General features: G+C 44.4%; 26 protein-coding genes. 1 reads left to right on the forward strand and 25 read right to left on the reverse strand.

The window, feature by feature from the left end; all coding sequences use genetic code 11:
- Positions 1-25: 25 nt before the first annotated feature.
- Positions 26-355 carry a nucleotide pyrophosphohydrolase gene (locus MKX41_RS15115; protein WP_036676271.1) on the reverse strand — a complete coding sequence of 110 codons (330 nt, stop codon included), beginning with the start codon at positions 353-355 and terminating at the stop codon, positions 26-28.
- A 168-nt stretch (positions 356-523) separates the two neighbouring features.
- Here MKX41_RS15115 and MKX41_RS15120 point away from each other — a divergent pair, with 168 nt between their 5' ends.
- Positions 524-1,393, forward strand: coding sequence for a YitT family protein (locus MKX41_RS15120; RefSeq protein ID WP_042190138.1), 870 nt, complete (start codon positions 524-526; stop codon positions 1,391-1,393).
- 140 nt (positions 1,394-1,533) lie between these two features.
- Here the strand turns inward: MKX41_RS15120 and MKX41_RS15125 are convergent, their stop codons facing one another.
- The 24 genes from MKX41_RS15125 to MKX41_RS15240 form a co-directional block, all read right to left on the reverse strand.
- Positions 1,534-2,433: a sporulation protein YpjB gene (locus MKX41_RS15125; RefSeq protein WP_339242692.1), complete on the reverse strand. Its 900-nt coding sequence runs from the start codon at positions 2,431-2,433 to the stop codon at positions 1,534-1,536.
- Between the two features lie 155 nt (positions 2,434-2,588).
- Positions 2,589-3,230 carry a DUF1405 domain-containing protein gene (locus MKX41_RS15130; RefSeq protein ID WP_340971542.1) on the reverse strand — a complete coding sequence of 214 codons (642 nt, stop codon included), beginning with the start codon at positions 3,228-3,230 and terminating at the stop codon, positions 2,589-2,591.
- Positions 3,231-3,323: 93 nt separating this feature from the next.
- Complete coding sequence (locus MKX41_RS15135) at positions 3,324-4,196, reverse strand: menaquinol-cytochrome c reductase cytochrome b/c subunit (protein ID WP_042190142.1); 873 nt, start codon at positions 4,194-4,196, stop codon at positions 3,324-3,326.
- A gap of 26 nt (positions 4,197-4,222) precedes the next feature.
- Positions 4,223-4,894, reverse strand: a complete 672-nt coding sequence (gene qcrB / locus MKX41_RS15140) for a menaquinol-cytochrome c reductase cytochrome b subunit (protein WP_042129529.1) — start codon at positions 4,892-4,894, stop codon at positions 4,223-4,225.
- Between the two features lie 6 nt (positions 4,895-4,900).
- Complete coding sequence (locus MKX41_RS15145; protein ID WP_042190144.1) at positions 4,901-5,455, reverse strand: QcrA and Rieske domain-containing protein; 555 nt, start codon at positions 5,453-5,455, stop codon at positions 4,901-4,903.
- A 239-nt stretch (positions 5,456-5,694) separates the two neighbouring features.
- Positions 5,695-6,114, reverse strand: a complete 420-nt coding sequence (locus tag MKX41_RS15150; RefSeq protein ID WP_340971546.1) for a DUF2487 family protein — start codon at positions 6,112-6,114, stop codon at positions 5,695-5,697.
- 204 nt (positions 6,115-6,318) lie between these two features.
- The gene (locus MKX41_RS15155) at positions 6,319-6,498 is read right to left on the reverse strand and encodes an IDEAL domain-containing protein (protein WP_042129535.1); all 180 of its coding nucleotides are present in this window, start codon (positions 6,496-6,498) and stop codon (positions 6,319-6,321) included.
- A 245-nt stretch (positions 6,499-6,743) separates the two neighbouring features.
- On the reverse strand, positions 6,744-7,826 hold the full coding sequence (locus MKX41_RS15160; RefSeq protein ID WP_042190148.1) for a hypothetical protein: 1,083 nt from the start codon (positions 7,824-7,826) through the stop codon (positions 6,744-6,746).
- Positions 7,827-7,915: 89 nt separating this feature from the next.
- The gene (locus tag MKX41_RS15165) at positions 7,916-8,503 is read right to left on the reverse strand and encodes a histidine phosphatase family protein (protein ID WP_339266168.1); all 588 of its coding nucleotides are present in this window, start codon (positions 8,501-8,503) and stop codon (positions 7,916-7,918) included.
- Between the two features lie 179 nt (positions 8,504-8,682).
- A complete protein-coding gene (locus MKX41_RS15170; RefSeq protein ID WP_042190154.1) occupies positions 8,683-9,273 on the reverse strand; it encodes an anti-sigma factor family protein in 591 nt (196 codons plus the stop codon).
- Between the two features lie 5 nt (positions 9,274-9,278).
- Positions 9,279-9,866: an RNA polymerase sigma factor gene (locus MKX41_RS15175; RefSeq protein ID WP_042190156.1), complete on the reverse strand. Its 588-nt coding sequence runs from the start codon at positions 9,864-9,866 to the stop codon at positions 9,279-9,281.
- Positions 9,867-10,628: 762 nt separating this feature from the next.
- Positions 10,629-11,723, reverse strand: a complete 1,095-nt coding sequence (locus MKX41_RS15180; protein ID WP_340971553.1) for a prephenate dehydrogenase — start codon at positions 11,721-11,723, stop codon at positions 10,629-10,631.
- 47 nt (positions 11,724-11,770) lie between these two features.
- Positions 11,771-12,868, reverse strand: a complete 1,098-nt coding sequence (gene hisC, locus MKX41_RS15185; RefSeq protein WP_076284569.1) for a histidinol-phosphate transaminase — start codon at positions 12,866-12,868, stop codon at positions 11,771-11,773.
- A 59-nt stretch (positions 12,869-12,927) separates the two neighbouring features.
- Positions 12,928-13,752 carry a tryptophan synthase subunit alpha gene (trpA, locus tag MKX41_RS15190; RefSeq protein ID WP_042190168.1) on the reverse strand — a complete coding sequence of 275 codons (825 nt, stop codon included), beginning with the start codon at positions 13,750-13,752 and terminating at the stop codon, positions 12,928-12,930.
- Positions 13,749-14,948, reverse strand: coding sequence for a tryptophan synthase subunit beta (trpB, locus tag MKX41_RS15195; RefSeq protein ID WP_340971555.1), 1,200 nt, complete (start codon positions 14,946-14,948; stop codon positions 13,749-13,751). Before trpB ends, trpA begins: the two co-directional genes overlap by 4 nt.
- Positions 14,945-15,622 carry a phosphoribosylanthranilate isomerase gene (locus MKX41_RS15200; RefSeq protein ID WP_340974927.1) on the reverse strand — a complete coding sequence of 226 codons (678 nt, stop codon included), beginning with the start codon at positions 15,620-15,622 and terminating at the stop codon, positions 14,945-14,947. The genes trpB and MKX41_RS15200 overlap by 4 nt, the downstream gene beginning before the upstream one ends.
- A complete protein-coding gene (trpC, locus tag MKX41_RS15205; protein ID WP_340971557.1) occupies positions 15,615-16,445 on the reverse strand; it encodes an indole-3-glycerol phosphate synthase TrpC in 831 nt (276 codons plus the stop codon). Before trpC ends, MKX41_RS15200 begins: the two co-directional genes overlap by 8 nt.
- Entirely contained in the window at positions 16,435-17,475 is a 1,041-nt protein-coding gene (gene trpD / locus MKX41_RS15210) for an anthranilate phosphoribosyltransferase (protein WP_042190176.1), read from the reverse strand. The genes trpC and trpD overlap by 11 nt, the downstream gene beginning before the upstream one ends.
- A 39-nt stretch (positions 17,476-17,514) precedes the next feature.
- Positions 17,515-19,080, reverse strand: a complete 1,566-nt coding sequence (gene trpE, locus MKX41_RS15215) for an anthranilate synthase component I (RefSeq protein ID WP_340971559.1) — start codon at positions 19,078-19,080, stop codon at positions 17,515-17,517.
- A gap of 332 nt (positions 19,081-19,412) precedes the next feature.
- Complete coding sequence (aroH, locus tag MKX41_RS15220) at positions 19,413-19,787, reverse strand: chorismate mutase (protein ID WP_042190180.1); 375 nt, start codon at positions 19,785-19,787, stop codon at positions 19,413-19,415.
- Positions 19,781-20,884 carry a 3-dehydroquinate synthase gene (gene aroB, locus MKX41_RS15225; RefSeq protein ID WP_339242713.1) on the reverse strand — a complete coding sequence of 368 codons (1,104 nt, stop codon included), beginning with the start codon at positions 20,882-20,884 and terminating at the stop codon, positions 19,781-19,783. The genes aroH and aroB overlap by 7 nt, the downstream gene beginning before the upstream one ends.
- 2 nt (positions 20,885-20,886) lie before the next feature.
- Positions 20,887-22,056, reverse strand: a complete 1,170-nt coding sequence (gene aroC / locus MKX41_RS15230) for a chorismate synthase (protein WP_042190184.1) — start codon at positions 22,054-22,056, stop codon at positions 20,887-20,889.
- A 213-nt stretch (positions 22,057-22,269) separates the two neighbouring features.
- The gene (locus MKX41_RS15235) at positions 22,270-22,431 is read right to left on the reverse strand and encodes a hypothetical protein (protein WP_170880309.1); all 162 of its coding nucleotides are present in this window, start codon (positions 22,429-22,431) and stop codon (positions 22,270-22,272) included.
- 107 nt (positions 22,432-22,538) lie between these two features.
- Positions 22,539-23,342 (reverse strand): CheR family methyltransferase, encoded by an 804-nt coding sequence (locus MKX41_RS15240; RefSeq protein ID WP_076284563.1) that lies wholly within the window; start codon positions 23,340-23,342, stop codon positions 22,539-22,541.

The raw sequence follows: 23,342 nt of genomic DNA on the forward strand, positions 1-23,342 counted from the left end.
TTGGTACAGCATATGTTATAGAGGCCTAATCGGTGTCTTTTGGTGTCCAACGACCAGCGTCTCGGGTATTAAACTTATGCATGACCTTATTATGTGCTTCAGTCAAATCAATCCCAAGAGAATTTGCAAAACAAACAGTAATAAACAAAATATCTCCCAGTTCAAGCTCTATAGAATTCTCTGCTTCATCAGACTTCTTCGGCTTCTCACCGAATTCATGATTGACTTCCCGCGCCAACTCTCCGACTTCCTCGGACATGCGGGCTAACATAGACAGCGGACTGAAGTACCCTTCTTTAAATTGCGATATATAAGCGTCTACTTCACGCTGAATGTCACCAAGACTTTTGTCCATAAAATGTATCTTTGCCCCCTCTGTATATCTTGCCTTCTGTTTGCCCCTATGTTATCGTAAAGACGTTTTGAAGACAAATCTTTTTTGAATATTTTAACACCTGCAAGAAAAGGTATACTTATTATAGGAAAAGAAAAACTGCCTTAACAAGGCCTAACGAGGGATTCCATGAATTCAAACAAGGTAATTTCAATCAGCAAAACAGTTGCCCCTATCATGCTCGGAACCGCAGTATATGCATTCGGACTACTGTATTTCATCATTCCCAGTCAACTAATGGAAGGCGGCGTAACGGGAATCACACTGCTGCTTAATTATGCCTTTGACATTCCAATCTTTTTAACAACACTGCTAATCAATCTCCCATTGTTTCTGCTCGGTTGGAAAGTCCTAGGCGGCCGCCAAATTGTATACACAGGGGTAGGAATCGGATCTTTGTCCCTTTTCTTGTGGATCTTCGAAAGATTGATCTCTGCTGGATGGATTGTCCCTTTCAGTACCGAACATGACTTTATTCTTGCTGCACTATACGCAGGGGTAACACTTGGAACCGGGCTTGGGATTGTGTTCCGTTTTGGTGGCACTACAGGTGGCGTAGACATTGTGGCAAGAATTCTGGGACGGAATTTCGGCTGGAGTATGGGGCAGATTATTCTGGCCATCGACATTTTCATTATCGGCTCTTCCATCTTCTATATTCCCAAAGAAAAAATTCTATACACACTCGTTGCAGTGTTCATCGCATCGCGTGTCATCGATTTTATCCAGGAAGGCGCTTATGCCGCCAAAGCATTTACAATCATTAGTGATGAGGCACCCCAAATTGCTGATCTAATAACTGCTGAACTAGAACGAGGTGTAACACTCATCCCTGCAATCGGTGCGTATTCTAAGCAAGCCAAACATATGGTGTACTGTGTAGTTTCAAGGCAGGAAATTCGCCGTCTTAGTTTACTGGTCAAATCGATTGATCCGCACGCGTTCGTAATTATTAGCGATGTGCACGACGTACAAGGCGAGGGATTTAGAGAAACATAAAATATCCCCACAAAGTGGGGCCTTGCTTAGATACGTACTCAGGTACTTTGCGGGGGCCCCAAATATATAAGTTTTGATTCGTTAAAAAAGGAGCGGGGGACTCTTCCCCGCTCCTTTTGGTTATTTATATAACCATTCCACTAAATTGGTTTGAAGTTCTGATTCTCTCCACGGTACTTACGATAACCCGCATAAGCTAATACAGCGATAATAAACCCTGCGGCTAGTCCTCCCCAAATCCCAAATTCTTGTGAGGCCAGGGGTACTGACAAAGCCGGCTCATCCTTCTCTTTTCCGAACATTACCCGCACAGTATCCTGACCATAAGACACAATTTCAAGTAACCGGGCCCGTTCGATTTTTTGTGAGGAAGAAGGAATGCCTGCGGCATATGAGAGCCAAGAATCAAATGTATTTACAACTTCAGGTTTCCGAGAGACGATCACCGCTGGCCGGATATTTTCATACCTGCCCTGTAGCCTCTCTACAGCCGTTTTCCATCCCGCCAGATCATTTGTAGCACCACTTTGCTCCATCGCATTTAAATCCTCGCGAATTAGCTTATAATACTGAAGCCAAATGGGTTGTCCGGGTTGATTCAGACTGTTGGCAGCTAATCGTAACCTGGTAGCTGTAGCCTCCAATTGCTGCTGAGATACTTTTGCACTTGCCACAGCAGCCTTCAGGTCCATAATGACCCCTGACAACGCATTAATGCCCTCTACAGAGGTCATTCCTTCAAAAGAAGAGGACACTATGATCCTAGAGATCTCTTCGGTCTCTTGTCGGACCTTCATCACATCCCCTTCCAAGACATACCCATACAATGCCTCAGCGGCTTGTTCTAGCTGCTGTGCTCCAGTCTTTCCACTCATCACTGTCAAACCGTCGCCCGAACTAACGTCGGCGCTTTGCTTCGAAACCTTGCCAGAACCTTCACCAGCATTCCCTTGCGCTGCTGAAGCTTTTTCAACATTCATGCTGGTCAATAACCAACAAAACACTAGAATAACCAACACATAATATCTCCCTCGGAGCATGAGACATCCCCCTCCTACCTAAGAAGAAACGACGTTGTCGTCTTTATTAGACGATATTCGTTTCTCGTAAAATTATAAGGATAAAGTATAGGATAAAACTTATACTTCTTATAATTCTAAATGTATGGCAGGCGGACAAGGGTTAGAACTGCTTACTAGAACCTGTTCTTAAACTGATAGATAGAGTCTACTGATCTTTGTCTACTACTAAACAACCAAGCAACAATTACACTAAACACCGTTAGCGCCATCGTGAAATATTGCACCTGTGTGACATCATCATTCAGTACAGAAGGTAACCATGGGTATATTCCATAGGAATAGTCCAGCATATCGTTAGCAAGGGTCCAGAACAGCGCTAGCGGAATCATTTTGCGGAAAGAAAAGAATCGTGCATAGATCAAGGCTTCTACCGCCATCCCCAAATGAGAGATCACCAGCATCCAGTCTTTCCAAACTAGAATATCTCCTTGATAACCTCCAGCAAAAATCATACTTACTGCCCAAATCCCATACTTCACAGACGTCACAACCGCTAACGCCTCAATAAGCTCCCTTACATTGTTTCCCGTATAGCTTTTTGGAGGAAAGAGCATTAGCAACAGCGCCAAGGTAAAGAACAAGCTTGCGGTTGGACTATCTGGAACAAACGGGAGCAACCAAAGCGGAAAGTTAGCCGCCGTGAACTCCAATTGATTGCCATACCATATGTAGCCATAAATGGTACCGAGAAGATTCACAATAAATAACAACCAAACGATTCCTCGGTGCTTAAACAGTTTATCAAGAACGGACATACAGATCATTAACCTCCCAAGTAGTGGCAACTTTACATTTAGACATACAAAAACCTGACCGCAGTTTCGATCAGGTTTTGCGTTATTTTTATTTTACTGTTCGCTTTTTTGTTTGGCAAGCCAGTCTGCCAAGGCATCAATGTCTTGATCCGAAAGCCCCGCTCCCAGAGCAATATCATACATCTTCGGCATCTGTCCTTGACCCTCTTTTATAATAGTAAGGATTGCTTCTTTATCATGGGTGTCCCCAACGCCGCGAAGTGAAGGCCCGCCTGCCCCTTTCAAATCCGCCGCATGACAAGAGATGCAAGTAGCTTGCTTAAACAGCCCCATAGCCGGATCATCCTTATCTACAATCGCTACTTCCTTTGCCTTAACTGCACTCGAGGTTGGAAGCCCCTTCGCCCTATTCTCTGCCGCCTTCTCTTCCCGTTGAACATCTTCAGGAATTTGACCAGTTTCAGCCATTTCATGTTTGTATTCCGTCCAAGCGGTATTTGTTAAGTACACAATCGCCGCTAGCGATAAGAACATCAAAGATGAAGCGATCGGTCTACGATAGAAGCGACGTTCTCTGCCCGTGTCAAGAAATGGTGCTAAAAGAAGTGAACCAAAAGCTACACCGGTTACACCTAATGTACCCAGAACGATATAATCACCTGAAGCATAAGGAAGCTTCAAATACTGATAGAGAAACAAGAAATACCAGTCAGGAATTGGGATAACCGTAGCACTCGCATTCGCTGGAAACCCTAGCGGCGCTGGCTCTGAAATAGTAAGCACTAATATTCCTACAAGTACAACGACGCCAACCATCCATTCTTTCAGTAGAAAGTTAGGGATAAAGGCTTCCGATTTACCAGGATAGGCTGAATAGTCTGGAGGTGTGATAAATCCATTGCCTTTACGAACTCTGGTATCACCGACATATACAACCTTTTCCTTAGAATTGTTTCCATGTGCCATCCGTATTCCTCCTCTCTCAGATTAACTTACAACGGTCCAGAAATCCCTTGTCTGCGGATCATAATAAAGTGTCCTACGAGCAGACTAAGAAGCACCGCTGGGAGGAAGAATACATGAAGTGCGAAGAACCGAGTCAACGTTTCTGCACCAACAATCGTACCGCCTTGCATAAGTTCTTTCAATACGGGTCCCATCACTGGAACAGAGTTAGCAATTTCGAGTGTTACTTTAGTCGCGAAGTAAGCTTTATTATCCCAAGGCAATAAGTAACCCGTTAAACCAAGCCCCAACATTACGAAGAAGATGAGCATTCCAACTACCCAGTTCATCTCACGCGGAGCTTTATAAGAGCCTGTAAAGAAGACGCGCATCGTATGAAGGAACATCATAACAATGACAAGACTGGCACCCCAGTGATGCATTCCGCGAACAATTTGTCCAAAGGCAACACTAGATTGTAAATACTCAACACTTGCATAAGCATTGATAATATCTGGAACATAATACATCGTTAAGAACATACCCGATAAGATCTGAATCACTGTAATAAAAAAGGTCAGTCCGCCAAAACAATACACAAACGCAGAGAAGTGATGGGCCGGGTTAACATGCTCAGGAACCTCGTGGTCGGCCACGTCTCTCCAAATTGGCGTAACATCCAAACGTTCGTCAATCCAGTTATAGACATTTTTAAACATTAGAACCTACGCCTCCTCACTAGCTACTGTATTAGGCACAATATCACCCAAAAGAACCCACCCGTTATCAAATTTCGTTTTATACTGGTCAAGCGGTTTTGGAGCTACTTCGAGATTTTTGCCGAGTTTGGTATAACGCGCACCGTGGCAAGGACAGTGATACTCGTCCGGATGTGCCTTATCATTGTTCCACCCAACCGTACATCCTAAATGTTTACAAATGGGTGAAAGCGCATAAATATCACCCTTTGCGTCTTTACGGATCCACGCAGTCAGCGTCGCTGTGCTGTCGTACCATCCGTCTTTCTGTTTCAATTCAAACGTAAACTCTTGGGGTTCTTCGGTGATTTTGCTAATTTCAGCAACCTTTATAAAATCACCTGCGCCCTTCTTATGTAATATTGGGTCCACGACAAAACGGACCATTGGGAGAATTGTACCTGCCCCCATAAAAGCAGTAGCGCCACCTAGCGTGTAGGTCAAAAATTGCCTGCGCGACATCTCTTTACGGCTGGGTGGTTGTTCAGGCCAAATATCCTGTTGATCATTATGGCTGCTCATACTGTTATATAACCCCCTTCTCAAGATATAAGAAAGTATCTAAGGTGTCCGATCAGAGATGCCTTACTATAAATAATCCGTTTTCAAATCTTTTCAATGAAATACATCACATACCATTTCGATTCAACCTAATAATAGCTTAGGCACTAAAACCCGTCAAGAATATTGTCTAATTTGTGACAGGCCAAAAAGTGATTTTCACTTACAATTGTTGATTTTCTGTCACATTTAAAAGAGACTCACCGTCCCCACATCTTTTGAATTTTCATACCAATATCACTATTAATCTTACCTTCCAGAGAGCCCTCAATGATAGGCAGAGAGAGTACTAAATCGCTTTCAAAAATTTCTTGTTCCAGAAGTGCTATATCTGCTGTTAACACCACGGCATACTGGAAACCACTGGATTTGACTTTTCGGCAAATCTCATTAATTAGATCGACATATCCTTCCCCTCCATACTGAATCGCCGGGTAAGTTACAATCCGTCCCTTAAACGGTATTTCCACCAAATCCATAAAATCACGTAATCTTTCTAATGCTTGAACCGTCTCAGGAGGACTCTCGGACCCACTTAATCCTGTAAAAGGTATGAGACATGTATCATAGAACTTTCGATTTTCTTCCCACTGTTCAACTTCAAAATCACTGAACTTCATTAATGTCATCTCCCTATTTACGATCCTTCTTCGCGTCCACTTTTCACAAATTTGCCCGATGTTACAAATCCCATTATATTGAAAGAGGAGGACAAACGTCTAGATTTAGATTTTCACCCGTCTTCCTTCACCTCTAATTGATACAGAAAGTGAGTTGAACAGGTACCTATTTAATAAAAAAAGAAATGCGCTAAGCGCATTTCTTTATGCCAAACTTTTAAGTTCTTCTGTAAGATTTCGAAAAGCCAATTTATCTCCTGTAGCCAGCGCCGTGTCAATCTCACGGTGCAAGATGTCGGAGCGACGCTTTCGCAGCGCTTCATCCCACACCATTTCTGCCGCAAGTCCTAGCATCACTTCGTACGTAGCCTTCATTTTGTCCATTCGATACACCTCCGCTGTTTAAGAGATCCTTATTGCTTTAATTTTTTGATATCCATCAAGATGATTTTGTTTTCGGTTTCAAAAGTGACGGCACCTACTAAATCATATTCAACAATCCTGTCTACGTTCTACATATTTACCCATTCTGATCAATACTTCATCTAATGTTCCTATCAACAACCAAAGCGAAGTCCTCATCTACGTATGTAATCCCCATAAGCATTTGCTTGTATGCCTTCATACTACTATAGATGTTTAGGCACGGCTATCTCCATCCCCCACGGCGTCATCATCACAGTGAGACCAGCAGTAGTCTCCCCTAATTTAAGCATCCCAAGGTGCACCATCATCCGAATAATTCGTTGCTCCAAAATAGAGGCAGCATTGTCATAATAGAACGGTTTAATTAACCACCCAATACCATCCACTAATGAAGGTACGCTCACCCAATTCCCAGCACTAATGCTTACCCAATACACAAGTGAAGGCAGGTTTGGTACAGCCCCCTTATATAGTTTTAACCAAAAAGAGAATATCTGCATCAAAGAGTCACATTTTCCGTCGGCTAACACTGCCTCTCCTGTCGCCGTAAGCCTTAGCCGAAAACCTTCTTCAGTGATCCAGCGGCGATGACGAACATAATCATACAGGAGCGCTAATCTAGGCGGATAATGCTCACATGCCCTACCATAACCAAATCTCCAGCCGCCTTTGCTAAGAAGATCCTCCGGAATATGAAGTGCATTCATCACTCCTTGCTGATACCGCCTATACATTGCCCCTTCCTGATTAAGCTCTGGCTCATTTTCCTTGATATATCTCAGAAGCATAACCAGATCACTTAATAACAATTCTCCTTCATTACGATACATGGCTGGTTCAGAGCTAACCGCAACCTTATCCTTGATATGTGCGCTCATCGTCTCACGAAAGCGCTCTTTCAAGTCTTTAGGCACTTGGAACAAGTATCTGGTTTGCTGGGAGGAACCGCTAAAGAGCCAGCCTCCGCTTTTGAAACGAGAAACCATTTCTCGGAAGCCTCCGGTCTTTCCTTCTGGAGCATCAAAAGAAGCCTGTCTAGCTACAGCCAACAAATCTTCCAGACTAAAGTAGCTGCGTTCATCAAAAAGTAATGTATTCAGAAACCGTAGATCCTCCGGAGCACATTCCCGGATATGAGACTCCATAAAACTTCTGCTTCCAAGCATAATCAAAATACTCTGGATCAAGTCATGTTTGGAATTCTGCTTGCATTCACACCGGTAGCGTCCCGCTATGGCGGTCAGCTGTCCAATATCTGCATAAGTGAGCATATCCGCCAGATTCATGTTTTATCGCCTCACCGTTTTACTACCATTATGGGAAATACAGCCCTTTTTATTCCCCTTTGCGCAAAAAAAATAACCCGATGCACGGGTTAACGCTGATTTTGCAGGATATGGCGAGTACAATTATATAGAATAGGGTCCCATTCCCGTTCTTTCTTCTCCAAAATTGTCAGGGATAAATTCCCAATTCGCTCAGAATACTTATCTTTGTAAAATGCAGTATACAGTTGAGCGAGGAACCCTCCATGAGATATAACTAGTATGTTCCGATTGGGATGCTGCGCAGAAATATCCTCCATAAAGGCAAGTGCACGTGCTTGAAGCTGTTCGTCAGTTTCTTGACCAAGTGAAAGCTGACTCCAATCTTTCCCCCACTTCTCTTCACGCTCAGCGGCAGTAAGCCCTTCTACTTGCCCGTAGGCACGTTCCCGGATCCGATCATCAGGATCAAGCAACGGTACATTTAATTTATCAGCGATGATCTTGCCTGTCTCTGCTGCCCGGGAAAGATTACTTGTAATGCAATAATCCCAGCGATACGGCTCTTGTAATAAGCGGTCAGCAAGCATAGCAGCTTGCATCCGTCCTTCATCATTAAGCGGAATATCACTTTGCCCCTGTATCTTTCCAATTGCGTTCCAGTCCGTCAATCCATGGCGTATCAAGCCGATTAGCATATTGCCTCCCCCTTTTCACCCAAGTATTTGTCTCTTAATGTAACATGGATGAAATAAAAAGTCTTCTTTTATGCGTATTAGAATACAAAAAAGCCCCTTATCTTTACATAAAGGGACTCCTACATCGTTCTTAACACTATTATATACTGCAATAGCTAAGTCATATATCAATAGACCCTTTATGATCTGCGATATCGATTCAGCCGGGTTAACGAAAACACTGCAAAACCCACGCCAAGCATGGATAACATCATCCAATATTGAGGATGAGTAGGTCCCATATTTACTACAAGCGGTTCAATAATCCCACCTTCAGAGCCTAAAATGGGATATGTAGAAGTCCATTCCATAGAGCCAGCAACGCCAGTCTCTACAATTCCACTTTGAGCCACAGTGATATCTGCAGGTGTTCTAAACATAGTAAAGTAAAGAACACTAGACAAAAATACCGCCAGGAAGCAAGCGATCCAGAGACTAAGCCTATGACGAACAATGGCAGATGTCCCTGCGGATTTCCCATCCCCTGGCATCAACCAAGGACTCTCTAGATAAATCCGCTCCATAACTTTAACATTTATAACTTCTGCACGCTCTTCACTAATCTCTTCTTTCAAATCATGCATAAGCTGGCTACTCTCTTGCCACAGAGACCATTCAGCCGCGCAGTAAGGACAAGTTTCAATATGTTGTTCGAGCAAAATCCGCCTAGGATGTGTGGGGGGAGCGTCCCACAAGAGCGGAATACATTCTTGCGCTTCCCTGCAATTCATTCGCCTTACACCCTCTCAACCTGCTCTTCAACTTCAGGCTCATTGAAATAGGATTCGAGTTGAAGCTTCACACTACTTCTGGCACGAAACAACAATGATTTCACGGAGCTTACACTCTGATCCAAAATTTCTGCAATTTCTTGATAATCCATCTGATCGTATTCACGCAGGATTAGCGCAGAGCGTTGTTTCTCCGGAAGATTATTAATTGCCTCACGAACCAAATTCATCCGTTCTTTACGCAATGCAGCCTGCTCAGGCGCTACTTCAAACGGTGCAACGGGAGTATATCCACTCTCTTCTAGGGATACATTTCCGGCACGATTCTTACGAAGCTCACTTAGCACGGTATTACGAGCAATAGTGTACAACCACGTTGAAAAGGAAGCATCTACCTCTCGAAAGGAATGCAAGCTACGGAATGCCTTGTAGAAAGTCTCCGAACAAAGGTCCTCTGCAATTAGCTCCATTTGTGAGTTTCTAAGCATATGATATACAAATGCCAATATTTTTCGTTGATAACGACGCATTAATTCTGAATATAATTCTGTGTTGCCTTGTTTAATTTCCTGGATCAACTGGGAATCCGTCATGGTGAGATTGGCCCTCCTCGCCCTTGCACGTCTTTTCCCGTCCGGTCCGTACTTATTATACCGGTTTGGGCTTTAAAAGTTGCGCTGGTTTACTACAACTTTTTAGTTTATTACAAGAAGAAACGATATTGTCGACCTTTTATGTAAGACAAACGTTCCTCATGGGAATTCAAGGGAAAACATATGACGTGCAACTTATCCGTTCTTCAATTTTGAAATACACCTATGTATATTCAAACACCCAATAATTAAGGCATGATGATTGTGATGAATATAAAAAGAAAAATGGCATATTTCTAAGAGCATATAAATTTTATAACGAATCTAGAAATATACCAGATCTATTGTATCACAGATTCTCATAGGATGACATTAATAGACTTCAGAGCGGTAATCTCGTCAGCATGACCTGACAACAGATTATAAACGAACATGAAGTTCAACCATAAGACTTTGATCACTGTAATATGACTTTAATCTCTTTTTAATAAACTGTTGACAAAATGTAAACGTATACATATAATAAAAGTACAGTATGGTTTCTCTCCACTCCTATCCAAATACTACATGGTTCCAATTTATTGTGAACTGTAGCCGCTTACTTTGTAAGCGGTCTTTTTTTGTCCTGTAAGCGCTGTATTAGCCCCACTCATTATTAATACCCTCTTCTGCATCCACTTGAAGCAGTAGCTGTTTTCAGCATTATGCTCTTTCAGATCCCATAACGAAATAAAAGCCCCTCCATATTGGAAGGGCTACTAACTACACATATACGGTATAATCATGCTGCTGCAGAAGCACCTTCGCACGTTCCATATCGTTCTCCTGACGAAAAGATAGGCGCATAATACCCGGCACATCTTCACGACTCTCGATGATTTGTACGTTGCTAAGGTTAATGCCTTGGTCCCCCAGCTCAGTAGCGATGCGACCGATAATCCCCGGATGATCCGGTACATCAATATGTAGGTCAAATAAAGGTGCGATCATGCCTTTTCGCCGTTCAGGCAACTGACTGCGGAAGCCATTCGCTTCTTCGAAGGCCTCTTCAATCCCTACGCCATCTTCACTTTCCAGGAGACGAACAAAAGAAGAAACTTCCTCGTTCCAATCCTTCAATAAACGAAGCATTACGGAACGATTGTTCAGCAATATGTCTCGCCAAATTATAGGATCGCTGGACGCAATCCGAGTGATATCCCGAAAGCCCCCTGCAGCTAGCGTGCTATATAAGGAGTCGGTATCGTCATAGGCACGAATCTGATTTACCAAAGCAACAGCAATAATATGCGGTAAATGACTAATGGCACCTACAATCTCATCATGGCGCTCTGGATCAAGGCGTACAATCTGTGCTCTTGTGTGGTGTAGTAAAGACTCCAGTGCATGATAAGCCTCATCTGGCACTCCTGGAGGGGGCGTCAACACATAATAGGCATTCTCAAATAGCAGTGATGAAGCTGCCTCAACACCTGAGCGTTCTGATCCTGCCATTGGGTGTCCGCCGATAAAATGTACTCCAGGAATATCTAAGGAGACCGCACATGCGGCAATACTAGCTTTCGTGCTTCCTACATCTGTAATAATGCAGCCGGGTTTTAGAGGCAACTTACTTAGTTGCTGCAGATAATCCTCTAACATCCCTACCGGTACACATAAAAAAATGAAATCAGCATCAAGTGCCGCTTCTTCAACAGAAAGCGTGGCTTGATCAACCACACCTCTGCTTATATATTTACTCGCGGATTCAGGACGGTGGGCATGTCCTACGACGGTCAGGCCCTCCTTGCCTTTAAAGCAAAGGGCCAGTGAGCCTCCGATCAGACCGACACCGAATATAGCTATTTTTGTCGTCATGTTCTTTGAACTACCTGCCTTTTTTAGTCTAGTCTTGCTGTTTATTACTAAGCGCGCACACCAGATTCTATAAGCGTTTGTTCCAGCGCAGTTATAAACGCTGTGTTCTGTTCAGCAGAGCCCACAGTAACACGAATATAAGTAGGGTAAACTTGATGACCCGCTCTTACTATGATTCCTTTACGCATCAAAGCATCGAAAACCTCGGTTGCAGGTTTGCGAACATCTACCATAATGAAGTTCCCGTGTGCAGGGAAGGATTCAAGGCCCAGACGTTTGAATTCACCTTGTAATTGGACAATACCCGCGCTATTAAGACGACGGCATTCTTCCACGTATTCTTGGTCATTCAAGGCAGCAAGAGCCGCCGCTTGCGCAAGACGAGTGGTATTGAAAGGCTCGCGTACCTTGTTGATCAATGAAATAATCTCAGGACTAGCAACGCCATAACCAATACGCAATGCAGCTAAGCCATAAATTTTGGAGAATGTGCGAAGCACAACCAAATTCGTATAACGATTTAATAATTGGATACCGTTGGAGTAAGAAAGATCTGTTACGTACTCACAGTAAGCTTCATCAAGAACAACCATTACATTGGAAGGAACAGCATCAAGGAAAGAAACCAAGGCTTCCTCTGGTACAATCGTTCCTGTTGGGTTATTCGGATTACAAATCCAGATAACCTTCGTACGGTCCGTAATACGGGCCAGCATCCCATCCAGATCATGTGTACCATTTACAAGTGGTACCTCGATGGACACAGCGCCTTCGATATCTGCGTTACTCTTATACACAGAGAAGGTCTGGTCAGCCATGATTGTCTCATCACCTGGCAAGAAGAAAGCACGAGCAATAAGAGCAATAATCTCATCAGAACCACAGCCAAAAATAATATTATCGCTGTTCACACCAAGACGGTTGGCAAGTGCTGCCGTCAACTCAACGGCCGATCCGTCTGGATATAGATAAAGATTCTCAAGCTCTGCTAGAATAGCTTCTTTAGCACTCGGGGAAGCTCCATACGGGTTCTCATTGGATGCAAGCTTAATAACCTCACTTAAGCCAAGCTCCTTCTTAACTTCGTCTATAGGTTTCCCTGGTTTGTAGACAGGGAGATTAACTATATTCGGTTTTGGATTCATGAATAGTCCTCGCTCTCCATAGTTGATTACTCCACTATACACAGGTCAAAATGACACTGTTATGGTCTTTTTAATTGTGCCACAAATTCTCGAATTTGCAACAGCCCCTCATTCCGTGTAGCGGGATTATCGAGCAGCGGAATGACCTCTTCTATTTTACGAACAATCGCACTACCTACTACCACGCCATCGCAAATCTGAGCAAAGCGGGCAACCTGTTCGCCAGTTGAGATCCCAAATCCTACAGCCACCGGCAGATCCGTAGCTTGACGCACGGAATCAATAAACGCCTCTACATCAGCATGGAAAGTGGATCGTTCCCCTGTCACACCTAACGAGGATACACAATAGATAAACCCACTCGCACCTGAGACAATCTTCGCAATACGTTCACTTGAGGTCGGTGCAACCAGTGGAATGAGATTAACGCCAACTTCACTACTGCGGCGACGCATCTCCTCTGATTCCTCGACAGGAAGATCTGGAATAATAAGACCACTAATCTCATGAGCATTCAGTTCTGCGAAAAATGTATCCAGCCCCATTTGCAGGATAGGATTGTAATAGGAAAACAAAATAAAGGGCAGGCTGCTTCCGGCTTGACGAGCTTTTAACGCGGTCTCCATACAGGTACGCAGGTGAACCTCCCCCCGCAGAGCTCGTGCAGACGCTCGCTGAATGACAGGGCCATCTGCTAGCGGATCAGAGTAAGGTACTCCTAGCTCCAAAATGTCTGCACCTGCCGCCTCCAGTTCTGCGATGATGGCAAGCGTAGTCTCCAGATCAGGGTCTCCAACCGTCAGAAAAGGAATTAATGCCGTCCGTTCTTCAGCTTTAAGCTTCCGGAATACCAAATCCATCCGGTTTGTAGTTTCGGTTGTCATTCGTTTCCCTTCCCTTCTGTGTACGCCATGATCGATTCCACATCTTTGTCTCCCCGGCCTGACAGGCAGATAACAACAATATCATCCTTGGTAAGGGTTGGACCCATCTTCACTACATGGGCTATCGCATGTGCTGACTCCAAAGCTGGAATAATACCTTCCGTTACACATAGCAGCTTCAGTGCATCAAGCGCCTCTGCATCCGTAATCGGAACATATTTTGCGCGTTCGATATCTTTTAAATAGGAGTGTTCAGGACCTACGCCTGGATAATCCAGACCTGCGGAGATGGAATGAGCCTCTGTTACTTGACCATGTTCATCCTGCAGAAGGTAACTCATCGAACCCTGGAATACGCCATGAGTCCCCTTACTCATCGTCGCCGCATGAAATGGTGTGTCAATTCCCTTGCCTGCTGCCTCAACACCAATCATACCGACACCTTTATCCTCTACGAATGGATAGAACATGCCGATAGCATTACTACCGCCGCCTACTGCAGCAACAAGCACATCCGGCAGTCTTCCTTCAGCCTCCAGAATCTGGCGCCGCGTTTCATCACCAATAACCCGCTGAAAGTTACGAACCATCATCGGATAAGGATGTGGGCCTACGGCAGAACCGAGAATGTAAAAAGTATCTTCCACATTACTAACCCAGTAGCGAAGCGCTTCGTTGCCGGCATCTTTTAAGGTACGCGATCCGGACGTAACGGGAATTACCTCAGCACCAAGCAGCTTCATACGGAATACATTGAGTGCCTGGCGACGAGTATCCTCTTCCCCCATAAACACCTTACATTCCATACCAAGTAGGGCTGCAACTGTAGCAGTAGCTACACCATGCTGACCAGCTCCAGTCTCAGCGATCACCTTGGTTTTACCCATCATTTTAGCCAGAATGCCCTGACCAATCGCATTGTTAATCTTATGAGCGCCCGTATGATTCAAATCTTCACGCTTCAAATATATTTTTGCTTCTCCCAGATGTTTACTTAGACGTTCCGCATAATACAGTGGGGTCTCCCGTCCGGAATATTGCTTTAATAGATAATCTATTTTTTCTTGAAAAGCAGGGTCTGCCGAATACTTCTCATAGGCTTCCTCCAGCTCAATCAATGCAGTCATCAAAGTTTCGGGCACGAAGCGCCCTCCGAATGAACCGAAACGTCCATGCTGGTCCGGTACTTGTGTCATGATTGCTTCACCCTTTCCACAAAAGCTGTCATTTTAATAATATCTTTAACGCCTTCACTCTCTACTCCACTAGATACGTCTACTCCGTACGGAGCATAAGTATCTAGCAACTCTCCTACGTTATTAGGATGAAGTCCGCCAGCCACAAATAACGGCAACCCATTTCGTAGCGCGATTTCCTGATAATCAGGCAACCTCTCCCAAGCGAACGTGCGCCCAGACCCGCCGCTCTGCAGAGGATCATAAGTATCTAACAACACAGCATCGACGAAGCCTGCGTATTGTTCCAATGTATATTTGTTATCCGCGTCATTACGCTCTTTATCAGCAACAGACAATGCCTTCCACACCTGAACTTGTGGAAAAGCTTGCCGAACCTTTTGACAAAAGGCTGGACTTTCCTGCCCATGTAGCTGAATGACAGCTAGTGACACAACGGAAAGCAGTTCGCTCAGCTCATCCAGCTCTGGATTAACAAAAACCCCAGCAGCTTTAGGTTTTTCACTAGTCTTCCATTGCGGAAGTTCAGCAATCAGTTCGGAAGCACGCTCCAGAGTAACCCTGCGACGACTAGGAGCGAATACAAATCCAATATAATCTAGTGGTAAGTGTAACATAGATTTTAGCACTTCAACGTCCTGAAGTCCACAGATTTTTACCAATGTCTCAGCCATGCTGGACACGGTCCTTTCCATTTGGAAGCATTCCTAGCAATCCATTTACCGCTTCTTCTACATTTGCTTGACGCATTAGATATTCCCCTACGAGGACCCCGTGAGCGCCAGTCGTTCTTAAGTAGTCAATATCACTTGGCCCTGCAATTCCGCTTTCACTGATCACAGGAACCCCTTGAGGTACTAGTGCTGCCAGCTCTGCCGTTGTCTCTAAGGACGTCTCAAAGGTACGCAGATTACGATTATTAATACCCAGCAGAATATTAGGATGTGTTATCTTGTCTGTACTTAATACCAACGCAAGCTCATTCCGATCATGAACTTCGATTAATACATCCATTCCAAGCCCAGTAGCTATTTCTATAAAATGAGACAGTTTATCCGGTGTCAAAATAGCAACGATTAACAACACCGCATCTGCTCCAAGAATACGCGCTTCATAAATCTGTTTCTCATCGATAATAAAATCTTTGCGTAGCAGTGGCAGATTTACAGCTTCCTTCACTTGCTGCAAGTAAGCAGCGCTTCCCTGAAAATAATCCGTATCCGTCAAAACAGATAAACAATCAGCACCGCCCGCTTCATAACCTTTTGCAATGGAAACAGGATCGAAATCTTCACGAATCAGCCCTTTTGAAGGGGATGCCTTCTTTACCTCCGCAATCAAACCCATATCCCTGTTCTTCCCCTGGGTCAGAGCCTTACGAAAGCCTCTAGTCTGAGGGAGTGCTGCTATATCACGTTCAGCTTGAGCTAGAGAAAAACTATAACTGAGCGCCTCCACCTCTTTGATCTTTGTAGCGACAATTTTATCAAGATACATAATTAAGCTCCTCCGTCATCACAACAAGCTGTTTCAGCTTGGATAATGCCTTACCCGAATCCACTACTTCTTTAGCTTTCTCGACGCCTCCGGCCATGGTATCCGCCAGACCTGCAACATATATACATGCTCCTGCATTAGCTAACACGATATCTCGGTAGGGATTGATCTCACCTTGGAGCACAGAGGTAATAATTGCTGCGTTCTCTGCTGCGTCTCCACCCAAAACAGCTTCAAGTGGATGTCTGTTAAGACCTAATCCCTCCGGAGTAATTTCATAAGTGGTCACTACACCCTCTTTTAGTTCAGACACTAATGTAGAGGCAGAGATGCTGATCTCGTCCAGACCATCCGAACTGCTTACAACCATTGCGCGCTTGGAACCCAGCTCCTTCAGTACATTAGCCACCGTCTCCGTCTTATTTCGGTCATAAATCCCTAGGAGCTGACGGTCTGCCCCAGCGGGATTCGTAAGAGGACCCAGCATATTGAAGATCGTACGTACACCAAGCTCTTTGCGAGGAGCTGCTGCATGCCGCATCGAAGGATGATAAATTTGTGCGAATAAAAAGCAAATGCCGATACGATCCAGACATTCTCTGGCTTGGTCTGCATTCAGATGAATGTTTACGCCAAGGGCTTCAAGTACATCCGCACTTCCCGCTCTGCCTGAAGCAGAGCGATTTCCATGCTTGGCAACTCTTACAGAAGCCGCTGATGAAATAATTGCTGAGGCGGTTGAAATATTAAATTTATGGATGCCGGAACCGCCCGTACCACAAGTATCTAACAAGCGTGCGCGATCAGTCAGTACGGATGTGCCGAACCCTCTCATAGCTTCTGCAAAACCCGTAATCTCCTCCACGGTTTCTCCTTTAATTCGTAAAGCGGTCAGCAGTGAACCGATTTGCGCTTGTGAAGCATCTCCTAGCATTATAGCACCCATTATATCCCGTGCTTCTGTACGTGTCAGATTCTTGCCTTCGATTAGTCCGGCGATTCCTGATTGAATTAATTTCGTTGCATCCATAATGTTCTTCCTCCCAGCCTTAATGAGTTACTATATAAATCAAACCACTTGTTCAGGGGTATATTCGTACATATAATCTTGGTTGATAACTTGTTTTTCTTTCACTTCGGTTGGAAACATAGCTTCTGCCATACGAATAGCTTTCAGCATGCCCTTCGCCTTATTCACCGTTTCTTCATACTCTTTCTCGGGAACCGAATCCCAAACGATACCTGCTCCGGCCTGTACGTACGCACGACCTTTCCGGAAGATGATGGTACGAATGGTGATACAAGAATCCATGTTTCCTGAGAACCCTAAATATCCAATTGCTCCGGCATAAGCACCTCGAGCTTCTTTTTCCAGCTCTGCTATAATCTCCATTGCTCGCAGCTTCGGTGCCCCAGAAACCGTTCCGGCAGGCAGACAGGAGAGAAAGGCATCAAAGAAATCTTTATCCTCACTGAGCGTGCCTGACACATTCGATACCATGTGCATGACATGGGAGTATCTTTCAATCTCCATAAAGGAATCACATTTTACTGAACCAAATTTGGATACTCTCCCTAGATCATTACGACCCAGATCAACAAGCATCAGATGTTCCGCACGTTCTTTTTCATCCTCCAAGAGCTCCGCAGCAAACGCCCGGTCTGCTGCTTCACTGTCACCCCTTGGTCTAGTTCCAGCAATCGGCCGTGTCTCCACACGATTTCCATCTACCTTTACGAGTGCTTCAGGTGAAGTACCAACAATAATCTCCTCGTCCATTTTCAAATAGTACATATAAGGAGAGGGGTTAAGAGTTCTGAGCATCCGGTATACATGCAATGGAGAAACTTCCGTTTCAATATGCAACCGCTGTGACAATACCACTTGAAAAATATCGCCTGAGCGAATATATTCCTTCGCCTGTTCTACATTGTTGATGTACTGCTCTTTAGTGAGATTAGAATGAATCTCTCCAAGCTCGATATCCTGCGGAATGCTGCGACGATTCACATTTTCCTTAGGGCCTTCTTTTTGTAGATCTTCGGCCATAGCCTCCAGCTTACGACTCAGACTTTCATAATTGGATCTGATATCCGAATCTGTATCTCCGTCTTTTACATGCAGGTTACCAACAAGCAGAATCTGTTGCTTCACATGGTCAAAAACAATGATCCGATCGCAAAACATAAATCTTATATCATCCATTTGGAGATCATCCACAGGATGCTGAGGTAACTTCTCATAATATTGCAGCAGATCATATCCGAAAAATCCGATAGCCCCTCCAGTAAATGGAGGCATTTCGTCAAGCTTAGGACTACGGTATGAACGAAGTAACGCTTTAAGCTCCTCAATCGGCTTTCCGTATAGTTGCTTCTTCTCTCCGCCGACTTCAACGTTAATTGCACCCTTTTTACCGGATATCATCAAAAAGGGATCGCTACCGATGAACGAATACCGTGCCCATTGTTTTCCACCCTCTACACTTTCAAGTAAGAACGCGCGATCACGTTCAGCGAAACGTTGGAATAATCGGATAGGTGTTTCCATATCCGCGAGCAGTCGCTTTACAACAGGAATCAGATTATAATCCCGCGACAGCTTTACCACCTCTTGAACACTTGGATTCGTCATTGTTAGATGCCCCCTTAGATATATGAATGGTTCCGAAATACAAAAAAACCCTCTACCGAAGTAAAGGGTTTGTGTAAGTAAGTATATGTTTTTGAGCATGGATTAGCATAATTATGTAGTGTTTACAGACTTATCCCTAAATAAGATATATCACTGATAAATGACTTCAGTGCATATCAAAATAAAGACTCTGCTTACACGATACATGCTAATCTAAAAAACTTCTCGCACTCTGCTCAACTATACTCATCTCAACTAAACTAAACTCTTCTATACTCGGCTAACTACACTATACATGATGACGAGGGTCATTGACAACCCACAACTATAATTTAAGACTTGCTCTCTGATAAATCCGGACGTAGCTTCTGAGCCTCATTCAGATAAACGTGGCGAATCTCACGCTGCGATTTATCCGTATTAATCTGTACCATCAACCGGATACACATCGGCAAGCTTCCTTTAACCGGGATTTCCGTTGAACACATAAGTGGAACCATTTCCCAGCCTTCAATCTCACGAATAGCTCTTGCAGGAAAAGTAGCATCCAGATCATTGGTCATCGTAATCCATACATTGCTTATATTCTCAGCTATAACATCATTACGTTCTACGATCTCCCGCAGCAATATAACGGTCTCACGTAAAATCTCTGCCTCTTCGTTCTTAGTCACGGTTGTTGCTCCGCGAATTCCTCGGTTTACCACGGTCTTCCCTCCTTCTTAAGCTCTGCGAGAACCTCTCGCACAAGCGACTCCTGCACATCGTTCACAATGCTTACAGAGCCTATGGAATCAGGCACGATAAAGGTCATCTTGCCTTCCTTGAATTTCTTATCATGCATCATAGCGTCCATCAGTTCATCTTCATCATACTCGGAAGGAAGCCGTACAGGCAGTGACAGTGCGGTCAGCATAGATACAGTGTCCTCATAAATGGAAGTATCCCGCCCAAGCTTCGCAGCCAATAGCGCTGAACCCGCCATCCCAATCGCAATCGCTTCTCCGTGCAGAAACACCCCATACCCACCAACTGCTTCAATGGCATGTCCGATCGTATGTCCGAGGTTCAATATCGCTCGAAGTCCATGCTCACGCTCATCATTAGCCACTACATCTGCCTTAATTGCACAGCCACGCTCTAAAGCATAACCTAAGGCTTCGACATTCAGCTCTAGCAGCTCTTCGGCATGATCACGACACCAATATGCGAACTCTTTGTCCACGAGGAGACCGTGCTTTACCACTTCAGCCAGACCTGATGACACTTGCCGTGCTGGAAGAGTACTTAGTGTATCCAAATCGTAGAGTACCATTGACGGTTGATAGAAAGCCCCTATCATATTTTTGGCTAATGGATGATTGACCGCCACTTTACCACCTACACTACTATCATGAGCTAGGATCGTCGTCGGAATTTGCAGAAAGCCGATTCCACGCATATAGGTTGCTGCTACAAATCCTGCTAAATCGCCAACCACGCCGCCGCCTAAAGCTAAAACTGCTGAATTGCGGTCTAATCCTGCTTGAATCGCGGTTGTCATGACTTCTTCATACACGGCTAATGATTTAGAGGCTTCACCTGCCGTCATTATGTGACTAACCACAGTATAGCCGTGAGAACGTAAACCTTCTTCAAGAGCCGGCAAGTACCTTGGCGCTACTTCAGTATCACTCACTACTAACAGTGGACTACGCTCCGAAAATCCGGCCTCAGCACAATAATGGGCGATGTCCTTTAGTAAACCACTACCGATAAGAATAGGATACGAGCGGTCGCCCAAATCTACATTAATAGTACGCATAATTAGTAGCTCTCCAGCTGTGATAGGTAATTTTCATAGTTCGCTTTAATTTCTTCCAGTGAGTCGCCACCGAATTTATCAAGGAATGCTTTTGCGATTTCCCAAGCCACTACGTTTTCCAGAACAACACACGCCGCTGGAACTGCACAAGCATCGGAGCGTTCAACTTGCGCTGTAAATGGTTCTTTCGTGTCAATATCTACACTTTGAAGCGGTTTATAAAGGGTAGGGATCGGCTTCATGACACCGCGTACTACAACCGGCATGCCGTTAGTCATACCACCTTCAAAACCACCTAAGCGATTACTTGCACGGTAGTATCCTTTAGAAGCTTCATACATAATTTCATCATGGACTTGCGATCCACGCAATTTGCCAGCTTCAAACCCAATGCCAATTTCAACGCCTTTGAATGCATTAATCGACATTACCGCCCCAGCGATTGCTCCGTCAAGCTTCCGATCAGACTGTACATAACTGCCAAGTCCGATAGGAAGTCCTTCGACGATACATTCAACGATTCCACCGATGGAGTCGCCCTCTTCCTTAATCTGATCTATGTAAGCCTCCATCTTCTGTTCCGTTTCTTTGTCCACAACTCTAACAGAGGACTGTTCTGTCCGCTCAATCAGCTCATCGATAGGCAGATCGTTAGCAGGCGCTTCAATTTCACCGATACGAATAACTTGCCCTGCTACCTTCACGCCAAAAGCTGCAAGCAGCTGTCTGGCTACAGCGCCACATGCGACTCTGGCTGCTGTTTCGCGAGCACTGGAGCGCTCCAGTACGTTACGAAGATCCGTATGGTTGTACTTCAATCCGCCGTTCAGGTCTGCATGGCCAGGACGCGGCCGATTTACGCGGCGTTTTTCTTCGTCACTGCCAGGAATAGGCTCGATATTCATGATGTTCTTCCAGTGGGTCCAGTCTTTATTTTCTACTACCAAGGCTACTGGAGCACCTGTAGTATAGCCATGACGCACTCCACCTACAATTTGTGCCGTATCTTTCTCAATCTGCATGCGACGTCCACGTCCATAACCCTTTTGTCGACGCTGCAATTGAAAATTAAGCTCTTCAAAATCCAATGTCAAATTACTTGGCAATCCCTCAATAATGGCCGTAAGCTGGGGGCCGTGCGTTTCCCCCGCTGTTAAATAGCGCAAACTCATGCTGCGTTCCCCCTTTTATACTTTTAAACTGTAAACCGCTAAAATCCTAATGATCTTTGCTCATTATAGTATAGGCAATCCTCTTTGACAAGAAAGGGATATCCCTAAAACGACTCCATTCGCGACAAAATGAATTGGTTTTTGTGTAAAGAAAAAGCGCCATTCATACTCTAAAGAGTATGAATGGCGCTCCTCGGCTCGGTCCGGCACTTGTTAGCTTCCGATCCGCTGACTTGTTGAAGGAAATGTAGACTTACGCTCTTCCAGTTGCAGAAGGCGCTTCAATTGCATTTCTTCTACACCGAGAATTTGCCCGCACTCACGAACGGTAATAAAGCCTCGTTTGTACGCGGCAATGACCTTGCTTTTGTCCATCGGTTTAACGATCCTTTCGCTTAGCTTACAGATTCTACTACCCAGTATCACTGAACGATAGCGAAAGTATACCTATAAAAGTACACAGACGAAGGAGCAAGAAGTATTTATTTTTTACGATAGAAAAAGGTTTCCGTCGATTCAAAGCCATATTGCGCTGGCGTAAAGATCTGCTCTGTACTACCTACAAACAAATACCCGCCTGGACGTAAACTAGCCGAGAACTTATGGTAGAGCTTATTCTTCGCCTCTTCAGTAAAATAGATCATTACATTGCGACAAATGATAAGATCAAAACCCTCATCGAACTTGTCCAGCAGTAGGTTCTGTTTACGGAAATCTATGTTTTTCTTAAGCGTGTCGCTAACTTTGAATAAATGACCCTCGGGTTTAAAATAACGAGCAGCAACATCCTTAGGCACATCCTTTAAAGAACGTTCCAGATACAAACCTTGCTTTGCTTTGGAAAGCGCACCGTCGTCAATATCCGTAGCCAGAATGCCAGTCTGTCCCAATAAATTCTTATCCGATAAAATCATAGCCAGCGTATAGGGTTCTTCTCCAGTGGAACATGCAGCGCTCCACAGTTTCAATCTGCGACCAGATTGTTGTATGTCAGGAAGAATGATATCTCGCAGTACTTCCCACCGATTCGGATTCCGCCAAAACTCGGAGACATTAATCGTCATTCGGTCCAAAAATTCATAAAATAATTCCTTGTCCTTCATCATTGCGGCAAAAAAATCACTAAAGGTTTGATATCCATTCTTCACACGAAGAGTCGTTAAACGCCGCTTCATCTGCGCTTCTTTATACTGAGCCAGATCAATTCCGGTGCTTTGCTTAACATGATGAATAAACCCGATGTAATCTGAATCTGCTGTTAATGCTGCAACATTACGATCAGACAT

The organism is Paenibacillus sp. FSL R5-0475, from assembly GCF_038004585.1.
Taxonomy (GTDB): Bacteria; Bacillota; Bacilli; order Paenibacillales; family Paenibacillaceae; genus Paenibacillus_AQ.

What these genes read in the sequence shown, in the direction of transcription:
- MKX41_RS15175 (WP_042190156.1), bottom strand. Translation starts at nt 9,866, where the DNA reads ATGACGGATTCCCAGTTGATCCAGGAAATTAAACAAGGCAACACAGAA.
- trpA (WP_042190168.1), bottom strand. Translation starts at nt 13,752, where the DNA reads ATGACAACCGAAACTACAAACCGGATGGATTTGGTATTCCGGAAGCTT.
- MKX41_RS15120 (WP_042190138.1), top strand. Translation starts at nt 524, where the DNA reads ATGAATTCAAACAAGGTAATTTCAATCAGCAAAACAGTTGCCCCTATC.
- MKX41_RS15235 (WP_170880309.1), bottom strand. Translation starts at nt 22,431, where the DNA reads ATGGACAAAAGCAAGGTCATTGCCGCGTACAAACGAGGCTTTATTACC.
- MKX41_RS15165 (WP_339266168.1), bottom strand. Translation starts at nt 8,503, where the DNA reads ATGCTAATCGGCTTGATACGCCATGGATTGACGGACTGGAACGCAATT.
- MKX41_RS15135 (WP_042190142.1), bottom strand. Translation starts at nt 4,196, where the DNA reads ATGGCACATGGAAACAATTCTAAGGAAAAGGTTGTATATGTCGGTGAT.
- trpC (WP_340971557.1), bottom strand. Translation starts at nt 16,445, where the DNA reads ATGTATCTTGATAAAATTGTCGCTACAAAGATCAAAGAGGTGGAGGCG.
- hisC (WP_076284569.1), bottom strand. Translation starts at nt 12,868, where the DNA reads ATGAATCCAAAACCGAATATAGTTAATCTCCCTGTCTACAAACCAGGG.
- MKX41_RS15155 (WP_042129535.1), bottom strand. Translation starts at nt 6,498, where the DNA reads ATGGACAAAATGAAGGCTACGTACGAAGTGATGCTAGGACTTGCGGCA.
- trpB (WP_340971555.1), bottom strand. Translation starts at nt 14,948, where the DNA reads ATGACACAAGTACCGGACCAGCATGGACGTTTCGGTTCATTCGGAGGG.
- MKX41_RS15115 (WP_036676271.1), bottom strand. Translation starts at nt 355, where the DNA reads ATGGACAAAAGTCTTGGTGACATTCAGCGTGAAGTAGACGCTTATATA.
- MKX41_RS15240 (WP_076284563.1), bottom strand. Translation starts at nt 23,342, where the DNA reads ATGTCTGATCGTAATGTTGCAGCATTAACAGCAGATTCAGATTACATC.
- MKX41_RS15160 (WP_042190148.1), bottom strand. Translation starts at nt 7,826, where the DNA reads ATGAATCTGGCGGATATGCTCACTTATGCAGATATTGGACAGCTGACC.
- trpE (WP_340971559.1), bottom strand. Translation starts at nt 19,080, where the DNA reads ATGACGAATCCAAGTGTTCAAGAGGTGGTAAAGCTGTCGCGGGATTAT.
- qcrB (WP_042129529.1), bottom strand. Translation starts at nt 4,894, where the DNA reads ATGTTTAAAAATGTCTATAACTGGATTGACGAACGTTTGGATGTTACG.
- MKX41_RS15125 (WP_339242692.1), bottom strand. Translation starts at nt 2,433, where the DNA reads ATGCTCCGAGGGAGATATTATGTGTTGGTTATTCTAGTGTTTTGTTGG.
- MKX41_RS15180 (WP_340971553.1), bottom strand. Translation starts at nt 11,723, where the DNA reads ATGACGACAAAAATAGCTATATTCGGTGTCGGTCTGATCGGAGGCTCA.
- aroB (WP_339242713.1), bottom strand. Translation starts at nt 20,884, where the DNA reads ATGCGTACTATTAATGTAGATTTGGGCGACCGCTCGTATCCTATTCTT.
- MKX41_RS15170 (WP_042190154.1), bottom strand. Translation starts at nt 9,273, where the DNA reads ATGAATTGCAGGGAAGCGCAAGAATGTATTCCGCTCTTGTGGGACGCT.
- aroC (WP_042190184.1), bottom strand. Translation starts at nt 22,056, where the DNA reads ATGAGTTTGCGCTATTTAACAGCGGGGGAAACGCACGGCCCCCAGCTT.
- MKX41_RS15200 (WP_340974927.1), bottom strand. Translation starts at nt 15,622, where the DNA reads ATGGCTGAGACATTGGTAAAAATCTGTGGACTTCAGGACGTTGAAGTG.
- MKX41_RS15130 (WP_340971542.1), bottom strand. Translation starts at nt 3,230, where the DNA reads ATGTCCGTTCTTGATAAACTGTTTAAGCACCGAGGAATCGTTTGGTTG.
- MKX41_RS15145 (WP_042190144.1), bottom strand. Translation starts at nt 5,455, where the DNA reads ATGAGCAGCCATAATGATCAACAGGATATTTGGCCTGAACAACCACCC.
- trpD (WP_042190176.1), bottom strand. Translation starts at nt 17,475, where the DNA reads ATGGATGCAACGAAATTAATTCAATCAGGAATCGCCGGACTAATCGAA.
- MKX41_RS15150 (WP_340971546.1), bottom strand. Translation starts at nt 6,114, where the DNA reads ATGAAGTTCAGTGATTTTGAAGTTGAACAGTGGGAAGAAAATCGAAAG.